This is a genomic window from Paenarthrobacter aurescens (assembly GCF_025421775.1).
GTDB classification, from domain to species: domain Bacteria; phylum Actinomycetota; class Actinomycetes; order Actinomycetales; family Micrococcaceae; genus Arthrobacter; species Arthrobacter aurescens_B.
Window position 1 is genome coordinate 176,116 of sequence record NZ_JAOEFX010000010.1, and the last position, 15,376, is coordinate 191,491.

At 61.2% G+C, this 15,376-nt stretch carries 15 protein-coding genes and 1 tRNA gene; 9 read left to right on the forward strand and 7 right to left on the reverse strand.

Annotated elements, in window-relative coordinates:
* Window positions 1–154 precede the first annotated feature (154 nt).
* The 6 genes from N7568_RS19790 to N7568_RS19815 all read right to left on the reverse strand — a co-directional run bounded on the left by N7568_RS19790 (window position 155) and on the right by N7568_RS19815 (window position 5,198).
* Window positions 155–646, reverse strand: coding sequence for a septum formation family protein (locus tag N7568_RS19790; protein ID WP_261611482.1), 492 nt, complete (start codon window positions 644–646; stop codon window positions 155–157).
* 170 nt (window positions 647–816) lie between these two features.
* A complete protein-coding gene (locus N7568_RS19795) occupies window positions 817–1,602 on the reverse strand; it encodes a VOC family protein (protein WP_261611483.1) in 786 nt (261 codons plus the stop codon).
* 279 nt (window positions 1,603–1,881) lie between these two features.
* Window positions 1,882–2,991 carry an RES family NAD+ phosphorylase gene (locus N7568_RS19800; protein WP_261611484.1) on the reverse strand — a complete coding sequence of 370 codons (1,110 nt, stop codon included), beginning with the start codon at window positions 2,989–2,991 and terminating at the stop codon, window positions 1,882–1,884.
* Window positions 2,948–3,898 carry a sce7725 family protein gene (locus tag N7568_RS19805; protein ID WP_261611485.1) on the reverse strand — a complete coding sequence of 317 codons (951 nt, stop codon included), beginning with the start codon at window positions 3,896–3,898 and terminating at the stop codon, window positions 2,948–2,950. Before N7568_RS19805 ends, N7568_RS19800 begins: the two co-directional genes overlap by 44 nt.
* Window positions 3,899–3,905: 7 nt before the next feature.
* The gene (locus tag N7568_RS19810) at window positions 3,906–4,793 is read right to left on the reverse strand and encodes a sce7726 family protein (RefSeq protein ID WP_261611486.1); all 888 of its coding nucleotides are present in this window, start codon (window positions 4,791–4,793) and stop codon (window positions 3,906–3,908) included.
* A gap of 314 nt (window positions 4,794–5,107) precedes the next feature.
* Window positions 5,108–5,198 (reverse strand) — tRNA-Ser (locus N7568_RS19815).
* A gap of 101 nt (window positions 5,199–5,299) precedes the next feature.
* Between N7568_RS19815 and N7568_RS19820 the strand changes: the two genes are divergently transcribed.
* The 8 genes from N7568_RS19820 (at window position 5,300) to N7568_RS19855 (ending at window position 12,874) form a co-directional block, all read left to right on the forward strand.
* On the forward strand, window positions 5,300–6,283 hold the full coding sequence (locus N7568_RS19820) for an NAD(P)H-quinone oxidoreductase (RefSeq protein ID WP_261611487.1): 984 nt from the start codon (window positions 5,300–5,302) through the stop codon (window positions 6,281–6,283).
* Window positions 6,284–6,313: 30 nt separating this feature from the next.
* Window positions 6,314–6,856: a PadR family transcriptional regulator gene (locus tag N7568_RS19825; protein ID WP_261611488.1), complete on the forward strand. Its 543-nt coding sequence runs from the start codon at window positions 6,314–6,316 to the stop codon at window positions 6,854–6,856.
* A 223-nt stretch (window positions 6,857–7,079) separates the two neighbouring features.
* Complete coding sequence (locus N7568_RS19830) at window positions 7,080–9,353, forward strand: carbon starvation CstA family protein (RefSeq protein ID WP_261611489.1); 2,274 nt, start codon at window positions 7,080–7,082, stop codon at window positions 9,351–9,353.
* On the forward strand, window positions 9,350–9,541 hold the full coding sequence (locus N7568_RS19835) for a YbdD/YjiX family protein (RefSeq protein WP_261611490.1): 192 nt from the start codon (window positions 9,350–9,352) through the stop codon (window positions 9,539–9,541). The genes N7568_RS19830 and N7568_RS19835 overlap by 4 nt, the downstream gene beginning before the upstream one ends.
* Window positions 9,542–9,620: 79 nt before the next feature.
* The gene (locus N7568_RS19840; RefSeq protein WP_261611491.1) at window positions 9,621–10,274 is read left to right on the forward strand and encodes a bacterial proteasome activator family protein; all 654 of its coding nucleotides are present in this window, start codon (window positions 9,621–9,623) and stop codon (window positions 10,272–10,274) included.
* A gap of 8 nt (window positions 10,275–10,282) precedes the next feature.
* Complete coding sequence (locus tag N7568_RS19845) at window positions 10,283–10,723, forward strand: hypothetical protein (RefSeq protein WP_261611492.1); 441 nt, start codon at window positions 10,283–10,285, stop codon at window positions 10,721–10,723.
* A gap of 172 nt (window positions 10,724–10,895) precedes the next feature.
* Window positions 10,896–11,735: an aldo/keto reductase gene (locus tag N7568_RS19850; RefSeq protein ID WP_261611493.1), complete on the forward strand. Its 840-nt coding sequence runs from the start codon at window positions 10,896–10,898 to the stop codon at window positions 11,733–11,735.
* A gap of 182 nt (window positions 11,736–11,917) precedes the next feature.
* Entirely contained in the window at window positions 11,918–12,874 is a 957-nt protein-coding gene (locus N7568_RS19855) for an Lrp/AsnC family transcriptional regulator (protein ID WP_261611494.1), read from the forward strand.
* On the opposite strand, the gene N7568_RS19860 is transcribed toward N7568_RS19855, so the two are convergent.
* Window positions 12,855–14,303 (reverse strand): amidase, encoded by a 1,449-nt coding sequence (locus N7568_RS19860; protein WP_261611495.1) that lies wholly within the window; start codon window positions 14,301–14,303, stop codon window positions 12,855–12,857. The genes N7568_RS19855 and N7568_RS19860 overlap by 20 nt on opposite strands.
* A 274-nt stretch (window positions 14,304–14,577) precedes the next feature.
* On the opposite strand from N7568_RS19860, the gene N7568_RS19865 reads away from it, so the two are divergent.
* Entirely contained in the window at window positions 14,578–15,327 is a 750-nt protein-coding gene (locus N7568_RS19865) for a DUF5058 family protein (protein ID WP_261611496.1), read from the forward strand.
* Window positions 15,328–15,376: the final 49 nt, after the last annotated feature.

Genomic DNA, 15,376 nt, shown 5'->3' on the forward strand with positions numbered 1-15,376 from the left:
TGGGACCCTTTGGACGACGCCCTCTCTCTTGTGGAGTGGACGCTGTTCCGGAAGTTACTCCGGGGTAAACCTGTTGCTCGGGCATAGCAGAACACGACCGAATGAATGGGAGGTGGACCGATGGTGGCCGGTGGGTTCTCCGGCCACTCACGGGCTACTTGGCAGCACCCTTCAGGGTTCCGGTGGTGGCGGCTCCCGCAGTGCCACCGATCAGGCAGACGATCTCCCGGTCGCCGTTCTTCCACGAATCGCTGGTGGGATGGAGGAAGGTGACCTCCAGCGCGGATTCTTCGAACGGCAAGCCAACGAACGTTGCAAACTGGGCGCCACAATACTCCTCAGCCTGTGAGCCAACCTCGGTATCCCCGGGAAACGTTGAAGCGTCCATGTTGGTCGATGCGTAGGCTTCGAGGTCATGGCTCTGATCGCACGGAATGATGGTGACATCCATGACTTCCTGGCTGTCCGGGTTGGCGATGCAGTCGCCCAACTTCACTTTGAAGGCGTCGGCCTTGGACGACTCCGTCGGCTTGCCGGATTCATCGCGTTTGGCGTCGCCGCTGCTGATCAACGAACAGCCGGCAAGTGCCAGTGATGCCATGCCCAGCATGGCGGCAGCCCGCAGGGTCTTCGAACGGTGGAGCATTCTGTCCTCATTCCAGAAGGACCACGGTGCGTCGGAAGAACGGACCTGTGGTCAACAATGAGGGACCAGACAAGGACCCATTCCGGCAGATCCCCCAATGCCGGCAATGAGCGGATCCGGCCGGCTGCCGCTGGGTAGGAGGCAGTCGATGGGACCCGACGTGTCGAAGTCTAGGCGCTCTGGCCCAGGTCCTGGATCACCTTGAAGACGGCTCCCGTGGGGTCCGACAAAGTCGCCAGCCGCCCGAATGGCGTGTCTTCAGCGGGCTGCATGATGGTGGCACCGAGGGCCGTAGCTGTCTCCACGGTGTCGTCCGTGTCGTCCACAGCGAAGTAGATGCTCCACATGGACGGGACCTGCTCGGGCAGGAAACCGGAGGCATCCATGATGCCGGCCTTGGCGGCGTCGCCGGCACCAAGAGTTGTGTAACGGAATTCCGGCGTATCGCTCATAACGTCCGTGTCCCAGCCGAAGACCTTCTGGTAGAAGGTGACTGCGGAGTCATAGTCCTTGGCAAGGAGTTCATGCCACGCGGGGGCTCCGGCCTCGGCCGCGAGCTCGTAGCCCTTCATTTCACCGAACTGCCAGGCTCCGATGGAGGCCCCTGCGGCATCCCCGTACATGGCCATGCTGCCCTGCTCCGGGACCTCCATGGGTTCCAGATACACCTGGCCCCCATGGGCGGCTGCTGCTTCGGTGGTTGCCTTGATGTCGTCCGTGCGCAGGTACGTGGACCAAACGTCCGGCATCGCGCCCATGTCCGCCTGCTTCTCCATGATGCCTGCAACCATCCTGCCGTCCTTGGACGCAGTGATGTAGCCGCCGTACTTTTCCTGGTCCCCGGTCTCGTACGTCCAACCGAAAAGCGCGGTGTAGAAGGCCTTGGCCTTCTCTGTGTCAGACGTCATCAGGTCGATCCAGCAAGGTGCGCCGGGAGTGATGTCGGGCTTAGGCATAGGTCAGGCTCCTGAAGTGATTCCGCGGCGAAAGCTACGGCTTATGTCAATGGTGTGGAGACAGACAGAACACTATGCGGGGGCTCTGACAGTTTCAATGATCTTCCGGTTGCCGGTTCCGGAGCGGGACGATAAATTCGCTTGGCGCTAAGAGCCACGAGTATCTGCCGTGGCACCCTGACGTCGTTACTCAGTTTTGATGGACGGCTGGATTTGGTGAAATTGCGATTTAGCGCGTACTTCGACCACCTCGACTCATCCTCGTGACTGAGTCGGAACCTAGGTGCCAGCTGATGCATTGGCGCCATTGCAGTCACTGATTGCGACTGAAACTCGATCTACATGGGACAGCGTTACCTCACCGCCGACGGCCAGTTCTGGTTCAAAAAGGGCCAAATTGATACCATTGCTCACTGAACTGCTGTAGACAACTCCTTGGAATCCGCGCTTCTTGATGAACTCGGAAAGGTACTGGCTCGGTATGTATTCGAACGCAGCGCTACGAGGTTGCACCGGCTTTGTCAGTTCCTCGCCTAGGCGTTCAAGAAGAGGAAGCCCACCCCGTACGCGAGATATTTGTTCGGCGCCTTCCAAGATGAACGGTGAAACGCGTCCCCGTGGGTCACGGAGGTCAACTGCCCTGATGTCTGGGATCACGAACCGAGCGATGCAGGCCATTTCTCCGGTGTGTGGGCGAACCTCGGCAACCGCTGTATCGGGTTCGGAGCCAAGGTACAGATAGCGGATGCCAGCCGGATTGGCCCGTCCGTGCCCCGCCAAGTGGGCCGGAGGAGCGCCCATAGCGTCGAGGGAGTAGGCCACATCGTCCGATAGGAGGCGAGCCCGGAACCAAATGGCAGGTAACTCATCAGTGGGGACAATGAGTTGATCCAAGAGTTCCCCCAGCCGGTCCAGGTCTATGGGATCATCCAGAAACCATCGGTTCCGGTGCATCATTTCGTCGCGGAGGTCGTCCCAACGTTGAGGGCTCTCGCTGCTGGATTGTTCTCTAGGTAGAAACTTCCGCCGGACAATCTCGCCATCGTCTAGAACGTCCGCGAGGAGCTCTTTGGCGTGCGCGTCATCCATTTTCGCGTGGCCAAAAATGCGCCAATCTTGCTTGAGCCAATTAACCAAGGGCTTACCGCTATCATCCTCCACGTAACAGTCGATCACCATCTCGAACCATTGGCTGAGCTCTGAAGGGGCAACCAAGCAAACATCCGATGTGTGGCAGTAATCACAGTCGCCTGTCATCGGGCTGGCTTGGTGGTCGGCAGCGACTTTCGGAATGATGCTTCTCGTCAAACCCGGGTCATCGAAACAAGCAGCGCAACAGAACTTTTCAGACATCCGTTGCCCGCGAGTGGAAATCAGCGAGAGTCTCAAGATGGTGTTTTATTGAGAGTTTCTTCACATATCCCAGCCCCGGGAAGTGTCCTCGAGCGTGTAGGTCACGAAACTCTCGGACTGCAGTTGTGTCAAGGAGCCTTGTGTGTTCCTGGTCGGCGGCCGCAATAAGCTTGTTTAGGGCCTGTGAGAATTTCTTTGCCGGGTCTGTGGGGGTGTCATTGGAGTCAGATTTAAAGTGGTAAACGAACATTGCATCGTCCTGATCCGGATCGATAAACGTCATGTGTATTGCGACGGCATACGCTGGTCCGCCGCCCTCACTGTAGTTATCGCCTACCGTGAGGAAATCGCCGTAACCATTCATTCCTCTGTCAGTGTAGGTGACGTGCATGTCTGAGAACATGTCTAAGTGGTCATAATCGGCGTTCTTCTTGCGCTCAAATCCGTCTCGGATGAGAGTTCGATAGCCCTGACTGAAGTGCTTCATATAGAGCATGTTTGTCTGCGCATCGATGAAAATATGACGGAGGGTCTCCGATCTGCCTCCAAGAAGTTCAGAGAGGGCACGCGGCTCCGTGAATCCAGCATGGATGAGGGCTGTTCCATCTTCCGGATGCTGGCCGATAAGTCTCGATGCTTCAGTCAGGGAAGTTTCGCTAGTCAGGAGGATGCCGGCTCCAACGGCATCGTTCTCGCAATAGTCGCGAGCGAGAAGAGCAGAAATACTGTCTCCGTTGGCCTTGTGATCACCGTACCGCGGGTTAACTACCAAGATCGATTGAGCTCCCGCGTCGCAGAGTGACTGGACGGCCTTCTGAAGGCCGCCCAAGGACTCTCGAACCGGTTCGATGATTGGTACGAAACCTGACGAGGAAATGAGGTCGGCTGACTCGCGAATTGCGATGAGCTCAAACTGCTTGCCGCGGAAGTACGGGTGATACATACGTGACTCATTTCCAGGCGAGTGCCTCTGCTAGCGGCGTTTCAACGGCTTCCTTGACGCGGATCCTGCTCTTTGCGTCACTTTTCATCCCCAGGAAAGCGGCTCTAAGCGACGACGGCATCGACCCGACAAATCCCGCAAGGGCTGCCTGGGAACGACTCTCTTTCAAGGTTCGTACCATTTGTCCGTGCGCGACTTCCGGGTCGAGAGCCGCAAAGATCCTTCCTAACTCTGATCGTATCTGGGTATTTGGTACTTCAGGTGCATTGATGTCAAGTGCCTTTAAAATTGCCAACGCTTCATCCACGCGAAGAAGTTCCAGAACTAATAGCGGGGAGGTCCGATCGGGTCGATTCTGAGCTTCCCGTTCGGTTTGTAGCGTGAACCTTGTCGACAGCGAAATTACGCCGACATCATCCGGGACTTTAGCTAGAACGTCCCGGACGTGGAGTGGGCTAGCTACGACGTTGACGGCTGCGAAGACATTTCTGTAACTGTTGAGTTGGTTGTCTAAACGAGCAAGAGAGTCACGCTCAGATTTGATCTCGTACGCCGTCGATGTGCCATTCAGAACCACGACATCTGCTTTGCTGGCTCCGGTACGCACTTCTCTCAACATTGTGGCGGTGTTGAGTGAGTGCCTTCCGAGGAGGATTTTTTCCGTCAGTGCGTTGCGGTAGACATACTCGTCGCGCATCCCAGTTTGCTTGAGAACGTGGTAGGCCGCATCGAAGACCGCGCCGACAGACGACTCTTTCGGAACGAGTAGCCCTATTTGAGATTGCTGTACAAGTCGAGTAAATAAAGGGGATCGGCCGTAACGGCCAAAGTCCCTGAAGACTGCAGCCGTGAAGAGGCGGCTGAGGAGGAAGGCGTCGCCTTTGTGATATTCCATGGGTCCCTTCCTACGTCGACGCGGCCGCTTTGAGTCCAGTCCAGATTACCCGCCCATGAGGGCGACTGTGCCGGTATCGATGCAAGGACGACCGCTCAGCGGCCGACCTGAAGGTCGGCGCAATTTACGGGAGGAGACTCCATTCCCCTTGTCTATCTCAAGCGACGGAGATTAGGTAGTGTCTGCTCACGCGATCGGATTAGGGTCTTTGCGATTCTGATGACCCAAGTCGATACGGCGCGAAGGATCCGGGTGGCCTGCAGGTATCCGCAGAAACAAGAATGCCCCGGGTCGTGGACCCGGGGCATTCTCCTTGGCGGAAGGTAAGGGATTTGAACCCTTGGTGCGGGGTTACCGCACACTGGTTTTCAAGACCAGCTCCTTAGGCCGCTCGGACAACCTTCCTCGCCTAGTAGTGTTTCATAGGGAGTTGGCTGTTCCAAAACATCACGTATTCCAGTCCCTGCCCCGGGGCTGGAGGACAAGCAAGAAACCGGGAGTTCGTCATGAAAGCCGTCTACATCTCAGAACCAGGCGGACCCGAAGTCCTCGAAGTCCGGGAGGTCCCGTCGCCGGTGCCAGGCGAGGGCGAAGTACTGATCGACGTCGTGGCTGCCGGCCTGAACCGGGCGGACGTCCAACAACGGCGCGGCTTCTACCCGCCGCCCCCGGGAGCTTCGGAAATTCCCGGACTGGAGGTTTCCGGCCGGATCGCTGCCTTTGGTCCAGGAGTCACCAAAGCATTCTCGGTGGGAGACAAAGTCGTGGCATTGCTTGCCGGCGGTGGCTACGCCCAACAGGTCGCCGTGCCCGCGGAGCAAGTGCTCCGGGTTCCTGAAGGCGTGGACCTGGTCACGGCGGCGGCCCTTCCGGAAGTTGCCGCCACCGTCTACTCGAACCTCATCATGACGGCACAACTGCAGCCCGGCGAGACCGTGCTCATCCACGGCGCCACCGGCGGCATCGGAACCATGGCCATCCAACTGGCCAAGGCCCACGGCGCAACTGTGGCCACCACTGCAGGTACGGACGAAAAAGTCAGCACCGCCAAGGCCTTCCTGGGAGCCGACATCGCCATCAACTACACCGAAGAGGACTTCGCTGAAAGCCTCAAGGCGCAAAACGGCGGCAAAGGCGCGGACGTGATCCTCGACGTCGTGGGTGCCAAGTACCTGCAGCAGAACGTCGAGGCGCTCGCCGACTACGGACGCCTCATCGTTATCGGCCTCCAAGGCGGCACCAAAGCCGAAATCAACCTCGGACAGCTGCTGAGCAAACGCGCTGCGGTCATCGGCACGGCTCTCCGGCCCAGGCCGGTCGCCGAAAAGGGGATCATCATGTCTGCCGTGCGCGAGTCTGTTTGGCCCCTGCTCACCGACGGACGGATAAGGCCCCTCGTCGCCAAGTCATTCCCCCTGGACCAGGTCCGGGAAGCGCATGAGTACTTTGACTCCGGAGACCACGTGGGCAAGGTCCTGCTCCTTCTCTGATTCGTCCGACCAACTGCAGCGAGGAGCCTCATGTCCATTCGGCACAGCCTGCTGGCCCTGCTTCAGGACCGGCCCCGGTACGGCTATGAGCTGCGCATCGAATTCGAGGACAGGACCGGTGCGGCCTGGCCGCTGAACATTGGACAGGTTTACACCACCTTGGACCGGCTTGAGCGCGATGGACTGGTCAGCAAGGACGGCGACGACGGCGGTGGGCACGTCGTCTACAGCATCACTGCGGCCGGGGCTGAGGAAGTCGCGGCATGGTTTGCCGGGGCGGTGGACCGGGGAAATCCACCACGAAACGAAATTGCCATCAAACTGGCGCTCGCCGTGACACTGCCGGGCGTGGACACCTCCGCAGTGATCCAGTCCCAGCGCGAGGTTTCGGTCAAGGCCTTGCAGGAGCACACGCAGGCGCGAAAGGCCGCATCCGGCAGCAAAGGCTCGATGGACACGGCTGGCCTTCTGGTGCTTGACTCGCTGATCTTCCAGGCGGAAGCCGAAGTGCGTTGGTTGGATCTCTGCGAAGCACGCATGGTTCAGGCCCACGGCAACGGGGGAGCGAACTAGCTTTCTCCGGTGCCCGGACGCACGGTCGGCTGTCAGGTGTGACCCGTCACCGGTCGCAAGAGTGTTACCGTTCACCGCCCCTTTGATCCATGGTGGCGTGTGCCCCTTTACATGTCTGCGGCGGTTGTTACTGTGCTGGAAGACACCCGGCGATGCGGTCCCCACCGCGAAGATCGCCACAAACAGCAGTACCCATCACTGCAGCAGTTCTCAAGGAGGAGACATGGGCAAGGTTCCTGACAAGACCGCTCTCGCGGAAGGATTAGATCCTACGCTGCCGTCGCCGGCCGTAGACGAGCCGGCGCGGGAAGCTGAGGAGCGGAAATGGACTCCAGCCAAGATCGGGCTATGGGTGGCGATCTCGCTGCTGGGAGCGGTGGCCTGGTTCATGCTCGCGCTGGTGCGCGGCGAAACCGTGAACGCCATCTGGTTCGTTTTCGCCGCAGTGTGCACGTACCTGATTGGCTACCGGTTCTATTCCAAAGTCATTGAGCGCTATCTGCTCAAGCCGGACGACCGCCGGGCCACACCTGCTGAGTACAAGGCGGATGGCAAGGACTACGTCCGCACCGACCGCAACGTGCTGTTCGGCCACCACTTCGCCGCCATTGCCGGCGCCGGTCCGCTGGTGGGTCCCGTCATCGCAGCCCAGATGGGGTACCTGCCAGGCACTATCTGGATCATCATCGGCGTCGTTCTTGCCGGTGCCGTGCAGGACTACCTGGTCATGTTCTTCTCCATGCGCCGCGGTGGCCGTTCCCTTGGCCAGATGGCCCGCGAAGAGCTTGGCGTCATCGGCGGTACCGCGGCCCTCGTAGCCACGCTGCTCATCATGATCATCATCGTGGCCATCCTCGCCCTGGTAGTGGTCAACGCCCTCGGCGAGAGTCCGTGGGGTGTCTTCTCTGTGGGCATGACCATTCCCATTGCCCTGTTCATGGGGGTCTACCTTCGCTTCCTCCGGCCGGGCAAGGTCATGGAGGTCTCCATCATCGGCTTCGTCCTGCTGATGGCTGCCATCATTGGTGGCGGCGCCGTCGCCGGAACCGAATGGGGTGCGGCGTTCTTCCACTTGGACAAGGTCACTATCGCCTGGGGCCTCATCGTCTACGGTTTCATCGCCGCAATCCTTCCTGTGTGGCTGCTCCTTGCGCCGCGCGACTACCTGTCCACCTTCATGAAGATTGGCGTGATCGTGATGCTGGCCCTTGCCATCATCGTGGTGCGTCCGGAAATCAATGTCCCGGCGTTCAGCGAGTTTGCCGGCAGGGAGAACGGTCCGGTCTTCTCGGGTGCGTTGTTCCCCTTCCTGTTCGTAACCATTGCCTGTGGCGCGCTGTCGGGATTCCACGCGCTCATTTCATCGGGGACCACACCCAAGCTGATCGAGAAGGAGCGGCAGACCCGCTTCATTGGCTATGGCGGCATGCTGATGGAATCCTTCGTGGCCATCATGGCCCTGGTCGCCGCGATCTCGATTGACCGCGGTATCTATTTCGCCATGAACGCACCCCTGGCCCTCACCGGCGGCACCGTTGAAACCGCCGCGACCTGGGTTAACAGCCTTGGCCTGGCCAACGTGAACATCACTCCGGATGTGCTGGCCCAGACGGCCAAGGACGTCGGAGAGGAAAGCATCATCTCCCGTTCGGGCGGAGCTCCAACGCTGGCTGTCGGCTTGGCACACATCATGCAGCAGTTCATCGGCGGACCCGGCATGATGGCGTTCTGGTACCACTTCGCCATCATGTTCGAAGCACTCTTCATCCTCACCGCAGTGGACGCCGGCACGCGTGTTGCCCGGTTCATGCTCCAGGACTCCATCGGAAACTTCGTTCCGAAGTTCAAGGAAGCCTCATGGCGTCCCGGCGCGTGGTTGTGCACCGCCATTATGGTGGGCGCCTGGGGTGCGGTGCTCCTGATGGGTGTCACCGATCCTCTGGGCGGCATCAATACGCTCTTCCCGCTGTTCGGCATCGCCAACCAGCTTCTGGCCGCTATTGCCTTGGCCGTATGCCTTGCCATCTGTGCCAAGCGCGGAGTTTTCAAGTGGCTGTGGATCGTGGCGATCCCGCTCGCTTTTGTCGCCGTCGTCACCATCACGGCCAGCTTCCAAAAGATCTTCTCGCCCGTTCCGGCCGTTGGCTACTTCGCCAACAATCAGGCATTCTCCAAGGCCTTGGCTGACGGCAAAACGGAGTTCGGTACGGCCAAGACCGTGGCGGCCATGGAAGCCGTGGTCCGCAACACCGCGATCCAAGGCGTACTTTCCGTGATTTTCGTGACCCTGAGCATCATCGTGATCATCACTGCTGTGGTGGCAACCATGAAGGCAATCCGGGCCGGGGGCGGAAAAGACAATGAAGACCCGCCCGTGGCGTCCAAGGTATTCGCCCCCGCTGGGCTGTTTCCTACAGCGGCGGAGAAGTCGTTGCTCGCCGAGTGGGAAGCCCTCCCCGCTGAAAAGCGCACGGAAAAGGCCGGCCACCACTCATGAGTACCGTTGCCCAAGGACTTCGGGGCTTCGCCGCCTACATGCGTTCGCTCATGGGCGCTGATGCGTACCAGAAGTACCTTGATCACTTCACTGCTACCGGCCATGCCGGTCCCGTCATGTCTGAACGCGAGTTCTGGCGGGACCGGATGGACCGGCAGGACAGCAACCCCCAGGGGCGGTGCTGCTGAGGTGTAGTTTCGCTACGAACGAAGTCCAAATTCAGGTCCCGGACCGGGGTTCGCGCAAACCACATGAGAGTATGAACGAATGAGCGATCTGAACGACATTCAGCCCACGGATGAGGCTTCGGACGACACCCCCGTGGAGGGAACCATGCTGGACGCGGGCTCTGGGAAACCCAGCGAAGAGCAATCCGGTCAGGGAGAGCCCGGGAAGGATGCCAAACCCAAGGGCGGCAACCTTCACGAACTTGTTGACGAGCCGGCCAAGGTGATGCGGATCGGCACCATGATCCGCCAGCTCTTGGAAGAGGTTAAAGCCGCGCCCTTGGACGACGCCGCCCGGGGCCGCCTTGCCGAGATTCATGAGCGGTCCATCAAGGAACTCGAAGATGGGTTGGCCCCGGAACTCATCGAGGAACTGGAACGGATCAGCCTGCCCTTGCCCGAGGATAAGGCGCCCTCGGACGCAGAGCTTCGCATTGCCCAGGCCCAGTTGGTGGGATGGCTGGAGGGTTTGTTCCACGGCATCCAGGCTGCGATTGCTGCCCAGCAGGCTGCCAAGGAGCACGCTGCGGCGCAGATGCAGCTCCGTCAGCTGCCACCGGGAACAGTCATCGCGCCGGGCATCGTTATCGGCGAGAACGGCCAACCTCAGCGGGCAGCCGCGTCGGGTGCTCCGGGTGCTGCTCCGCAAGGCCGCCGGGAAGACCCCGACCACGGTCCGGGTCAGTACCTCTGAGCTCGCGCGTGGGATTCTTTGGGGCCGTCCGCCAGGGACGGAAGGACGATCTGGAGCTCGGCAAGGGGCTGTGGCGCCGTGCCCATGACCGCTTCCACCGGGGATTGGACCGGTATCACCAGGTTCTTGAGGGCGTTGATGATGACCAGCTGTACAACGAACTCGTGGAGATAGCCAACGAATTGGCTGAATTGTCTCCGCGCGTCCGGACCGTTTGCGTAGAGGCACAAAAGCGCTCCCCGAGCGACGGACTCGATGTCCCTGGAGCGCTGGCCGGTGTGCACCGTGCCTTGTCCAAGGCAGGAAACTCGCTCGCCACCACGGCGGAAGCTGCGGCAATGCTGCGGCTCGCGGTTGGTCCGGTTCCAGTGGGGGCGCTGTCCGTGCGGCGCCGCGCTGAGTCCGTCTTCGAGCAGGTTGCTGATGCGGAGCGCCAACTCAACGCCTGAGCGGCTCCTCGGACAAATCCCGCATCACGCCGGGCAAAAAGCCCAGCATAAAGCCCAGCGTGCGCAACTACACGCGTGCGCCTTTATTCCACTTGTGCAATAAGTTAAGCGCATAGCTGATCTCCGTAACATTGGGCTCTTTTCGCTGGTTGGTGCTGGCAGGATGGCAGACATGACTTCGTCACCAACACTTACTTTCAACGACGGCAACACCATCCCCCAGCTCGGCTACGGGGTGTGGCAAGTTGAAGACGATGTAGCCGAAAAGGTGGTGCGCCAGGCTTTCGAAGCCGGGTTCCGCCACATCGATACCGCCAAGATCTATGGCAACGAGGCCGGCGTCGGCCGTGCCATTGCCTCCTCCGGTCTCTCCGCCGAGGAAATCTTCATCACCACCAAGCTGTGGAACGCCGACCAGGGCTACGAGTCCACGCTTGAAGCGTTTGAGAAGTCCCTGGACCACCTGGGCCTGGAGACCTTGGACCTCTACCTCATCCACTGGCAGCAGCCGAAGCAGGAAAAGTACGTTGACACGTGGAAAGCCCTCATCGAGCTCAAGAAGCGCGGCCGGGTTAAGTCCATCGGTGTCTCCAACTTCACCAAGGAAGGCCTGCAGCACATCATCGATGAGACCGGTGTTGTTCCGGCCATCAACCAGGTTGAACTGCATCCGTTCTTCAACCAGGCCGAGCTGCGTGAGTTCAACGCTTCCAAGGGCATCCTGACCCAGGCGTGGTCCCCGTTGGGCCAGGGTGGCGAGCTCCTGGAGAGCGCCACGGTGGCTGAGATTGCTGCGAAGCACGATGCAACCCCTGCCCAGGTAGTCATCGCCTGGCACCTGGCCATCGGCAATGTTGTCATCCCCAAGTCCGTCACCGAGTCCCGCATCCAGGAGAACTTCGCGGCTCTCAACGTCACGCTGGACGCCACCGACATCGAGGCCATCAACGGCCTGGACCGCGGTGCCGAAGGCCGCATTGGCCCGGACCCGGCGGTCTCCGACTTCGCCTAGCCCCGAAGCCTGGCCCCGAAGCCTGGCCTCGAAGCTTGGCCCCGAAGCCTGGCCGCGGTGCCCCGTACCCTCCATGGGTGCGGGGCACCTGTCTTTAACCGTCGACGGCGGCAATCGCCTCTGTGACGCGGCGCCGCCGGAGTCCGTGGTGAAATTGACCGACGCAAACGGACGGAGTTGGCATGGTGGTGCTTGACGCATTGGAGCGGCAGATTGTTGCTGCCCTGCAGCTGGATCCGCGATGCCCGTGGCGGAAGATGGCGGCCGTCCTCGGTGAGGCCGAGCGAACCGTTGCGCGCCGGGGATCGCAGCTGTTGGAGTCCGGTGCCGTAGCTGTGGTGGGCATCCGTCCGAAGCCGGCCGTGGTGCTGGTGGAGATGCGTTGCCTTCCAGGCACGGTCCGCGCTGCCTCCCACGCCCTGGCCCAGCGGTCCGACACCACCTTTGTTTACACCACCACCGGCACAGGCGATTGCGTGGCAGAGATACTCACCGAACCGTGGCAGATGGGTGATGTGCTCTCCGATGAATTGCCGTCCACCATCGGGTTGCGTGATTCCACGAGCTTTCCCGTGCTGCGATACTTCAGGACCATCCGCGGGTGGCGGCCGGAGATTCTGACCGCTGACAAGGCCGACGCGCTCCGTTCGACGCTCACGCAGGACTCGGGCCTCCTGGTGCCGCGGCAGGATCTGAACCGTCAGGACAACGAGCTGATCGATGCCCTGTGCGCCGATGGCCGGATGAGCTTCGAAGCGCTGGGCCGCCGGGTTGGCGTGTCAGAAGCCACCGCCCGACGACGCAGTGAGTGGCTCCTGACCAACAATCAGGTCCATCTGCGGGCGATTGTCGAGCCGGCGGCTTTTGGCCTGGACGTTGAGGCCCTCCTCTGGATACGCGCCTCGCCCCAGCACGTTGAGCGGGTGGGCAGGAGTCTCGCTGAGCTTCCCACCGTCCGCTATGCCGCGGCGATTGCCGGGAACTACCAGATCATTGCCGATGTCACGGTTGAGGACATGTCGTCCCTCTATCGCTTCATCACCGACTCGGAGTGGGCTCAGGAGGCCACCGGAGTGGACGTGTCCATCCTGCTCGATGCCCGGAAACGCGGCGGTCGGGTTATGCGCTCATCGTCGTGAGGGGTACCGGAGCCGCTGACATCACGGGGGCGACGGCGGCGTACCCGGTCTGCTGCTCGAAGGCGCGGCCGTAGCGGAGCAGCTGCATATCCGTGTAGTGGTTGCCGGCCAGTTGGAGGCCAACAGGCAGCCCGGCCGAGCTGAAGCCCGCCGGAACGCTGAGCACCGGCAGGCCGGTGGCGGACAGCAGACAGGCTGATCGCATCCAGTCCAAGTATGTTTCGGAGGCCACCCCGGCAATATCGGAGGGGTACCGCAGCGTGGCGTCGAAGGGCAGGACTTGGGCGCACGGGCTGGCGAAGAGGTCGTAGCGCCCAAAAAATGACTGCACGCTGTATTCAAGGCGGGTGCGGGCAGCGGCGGTCTCAATCACATCCCGCGCAGTGAGGGCGAATCCCTTCTCCACGTTCCAGTGCACTTCCGGCTTGACCACGTCACCGGCGCGCTCAAGGACCGGCCCCAGCCCAGCGGCGAAGTCCATGGCACGCGTGTTGCCGAATACCAGGTCTGCTTCGCTGAAGTCAGGAGTGGCTTCCTCCACGATTGCCCCCAGGTCCTCAAAGACCGCCAGTTGCCGTTCCAAGTGGTCCAGGATCTCCGCTTGCACCGGTACGCCAATACCAAAGTCGCGTGACCAGCCGATCCGTACCCCGCGCATGTCCGTCTCCAAGCCGGATCTGAATACCACCGGGTCGAGGCCGGCCGGGTGCGGAACGCGGGGATCCTTGCCCGCCGTCACGGACATGAACAAGGCAATGTCCTCCACGCTACGTGCCATGGGACCGGTCCTTCCCAGCCACGCGTGGGCGTTGACATCGGACGGCATGGGGATGACCGCCGTCGACGGCCTGAAACCCACCACGTTGCAGAAGGAGGCCGGGATGCGGAGCGAACCGCCCATGTCGCTGCCGTCGCCGATGCTCTGGACCCGGGAGGCTACGACGGCGGCCACGCCACCGCTGCTGCCGCCTGCACTCAGCGTTGGCGCGTAAGGGTTGGTGGTGGTTCCGAAGAGGTCGTTGAATGTATGCGATCCCGCACCAAATTCGGGGACATTCGACTTTCCGGTGCTCACCACTCCGGCCGCCTTCAGCCGCGCAATGATGAGGTCGTCGGCGTCGGGAACGAAGTCACGCAAAGCGAGTGAGCCTTGGGTGGTGCGCATCCCGGCGGTGTTGTTGGTGTCTTTGTGGGTCATGGGCAGGCCGTGGAGCGGCGGCAGCGCGGCCCCCGATGCTGTCAGCTGGTCGGCGCGGTGGGCCAGGGCCTGGGCCCCCTCCGGGTCGAGGGTCACCACGGCATTGATCACGGGGTTCACTTCGGAAATGCGCTCGAGGTGGTCGGCCAGGGCTTCGCGGGCCGAGACCTTCTTCTCCCGGATCGCTGCTGAGAGCTCGACGGCGGACAGCTCGCCAATGGTGTCAGGCATGGTGCTCCTTTGCTGGATGTCTACTGCCTGAAAGTGTGCCGGGTCACATCCGGCCGTGGAAGCCTTGATGCCTGCGAGGGCAAGCTTTGACTGAATCGGCCAGTGTGGTGGCTGATTCCGTCAGCTATTGTTTGTGATCCGGCTCATAGCGGAAGGTGTTGATAACCCACTGGCCGATCTGGTCGTTGGATAAGGATTTGCCCCAAAGCGCCACATGCCGCACAGCGTGGTTCGGACGCGGAATTGCCGCGGGGCTTTCACCCGGAGGTTCTTCATGTACCAACCCCTGGCACTTCAACCACTCGCCCCCAACGACTCCACCGACATCATGGCCATCGCGAACAACCCCGTGCTGTGGATCTGCGTGGCGGGCGTCTTCGGAGTCATCATCATCCAATCCGTGATCTTCATGAAAGCGGCCCGGCGTGCTGCTCCCTCCGTGGAGATGAGCGCGCAGGACATCAAGACCTCCTTCCGCTCGGGCGCCGTCTCGGCCATCGGCCCCTCCCTTGCCGTATCGCTCGTCGCCATTGCACTGCTGGGCCTTTTCGGTGCGCCCGCTGTCTTGTCCAGGATTGGGCTGATCGGTTCCGCTGCCTACGACGTTTCTGCCGCAGGCATCGCAGCCGGATCAATGGGTGCGAAGCTCGGGGATGCCAGCTACACGCAGAGCGTCTTCGCCGTGGCGTTCTTCGCCATGAGCATCGGCGGAGCGATGTGGATGCTGGCCACCCTGATCCTGACGCCGCTGCTTCGAAAGGGCGATGCCAAGATCCGTTCGGTGAACCCGGCCGCCATGGCGATCGTGCCGGCAGCAGCGTTGATCGGAGCCTTCTCCTGCCTCGGGCTGACCGAACTCCCGAAGTCCGGGATCCATGTGTTGTCCTTCGTTATCTCCGCGGCAGTCATGGGACTGTGCCTGTTGCTGGCCAAGAAACTTGGCAAGAGCTGGCTCCGCGAATGGGGACTCGGCATCTCCATCGTCATCGGGCTGGGCGCAGCCTACCTCGCTGTCGGCGCCTGATCCCACCTCCCGCCCTCAGCCCCGGACTTTGAGCACGAAAGGAACACCC

Excerpts from the sequence above, each read along its gene's own strand:
- N7568_RS19790 (WP_261611482.1), bottom strand. The coding sequence starts at position 646 with ATGCTCCACCGTTCGAAGACCCTGCGGGCTGCCGCCATGCTGGGCATG.
- N7568_RS19795 (WP_261611483.1), bottom strand. The coding sequence starts at position 1,602 with ATGCCTAAGCCCGACATCACTCCCGGCGCACCTTGCTGGATCGACCTG.
- N7568_RS19805 (WP_261611485.1), bottom strand. The coding sequence starts at position 3,898 with ATGTATCACCCGTACTTCCGCGGCAAGCAGTTTGAGCTCATCGCAATT.
- N7568_RS19810 (WP_261611486.1), bottom strand. The coding sequence starts at position 4,793 with ATGGAATATCACAAAGGCGACGCCTTCCTCCTCAGCCGCCTCTTCACG.
- N7568_RS19820 (WP_261611487.1), top strand. The coding sequence starts at position 5,300 with ATGAAAGCCGTCTACATCTCAGAACCAGGCGGACCCGAAGTCCTCGAA.
- N7568_RS19825 (WP_261611488.1), top strand. The coding sequence starts at position 6,314 with ATGTCCATTCGGCACAGCCTGCTGGCCCTGCTTCAGGACCGGCCCCGG.
- N7568_RS19830 (WP_261611489.1), top strand. The coding sequence starts at position 7,080 with ATGGGCAAGGTTCCTGACAAGACCGCTCTCGCGGAAGGATTAGATCCT.
- N7568_RS19835 (WP_261611490.1), top strand. The coding sequence starts at position 9,350 with ATGAGTACCGTTGCCCAAGGACTTCGGGGCTTCGCCGCCTACATGCGT.
- N7568_RS19840 (WP_261611491.1), top strand. The coding sequence starts at position 9,621 with ATGAGCGATCTGAACGACATTCAGCCCACGGATGAGGCTTCGGACGAC.
- N7568_RS19850 (WP_261611493.1), top strand. The coding sequence starts at position 10,896 with ATGACTTCGTCACCAACACTTACTTTCAACGACGGCAACACCATCCCC.
- N7568_RS19855 (WP_261611494.1), top strand. The coding sequence starts at position 11,918 with ATGGTGGTGCTTGACGCATTGGAGCGGCAGATTGTTGCTGCCCTGCAG.
- N7568_RS19860 (WP_261611495.1), bottom strand. The coding sequence starts at position 14,303 with ATGCCTGACACCATTGGCGAGCTGTCCGCCGTCGAGCTCTCAGCAGCG.
- N7568_RS19865 (WP_261611496.1), top strand. The coding sequence starts at position 14,578 with ATGTACCAACCCCTGGCACTTCAACCACTCGCCCCCAACGACTCCACC.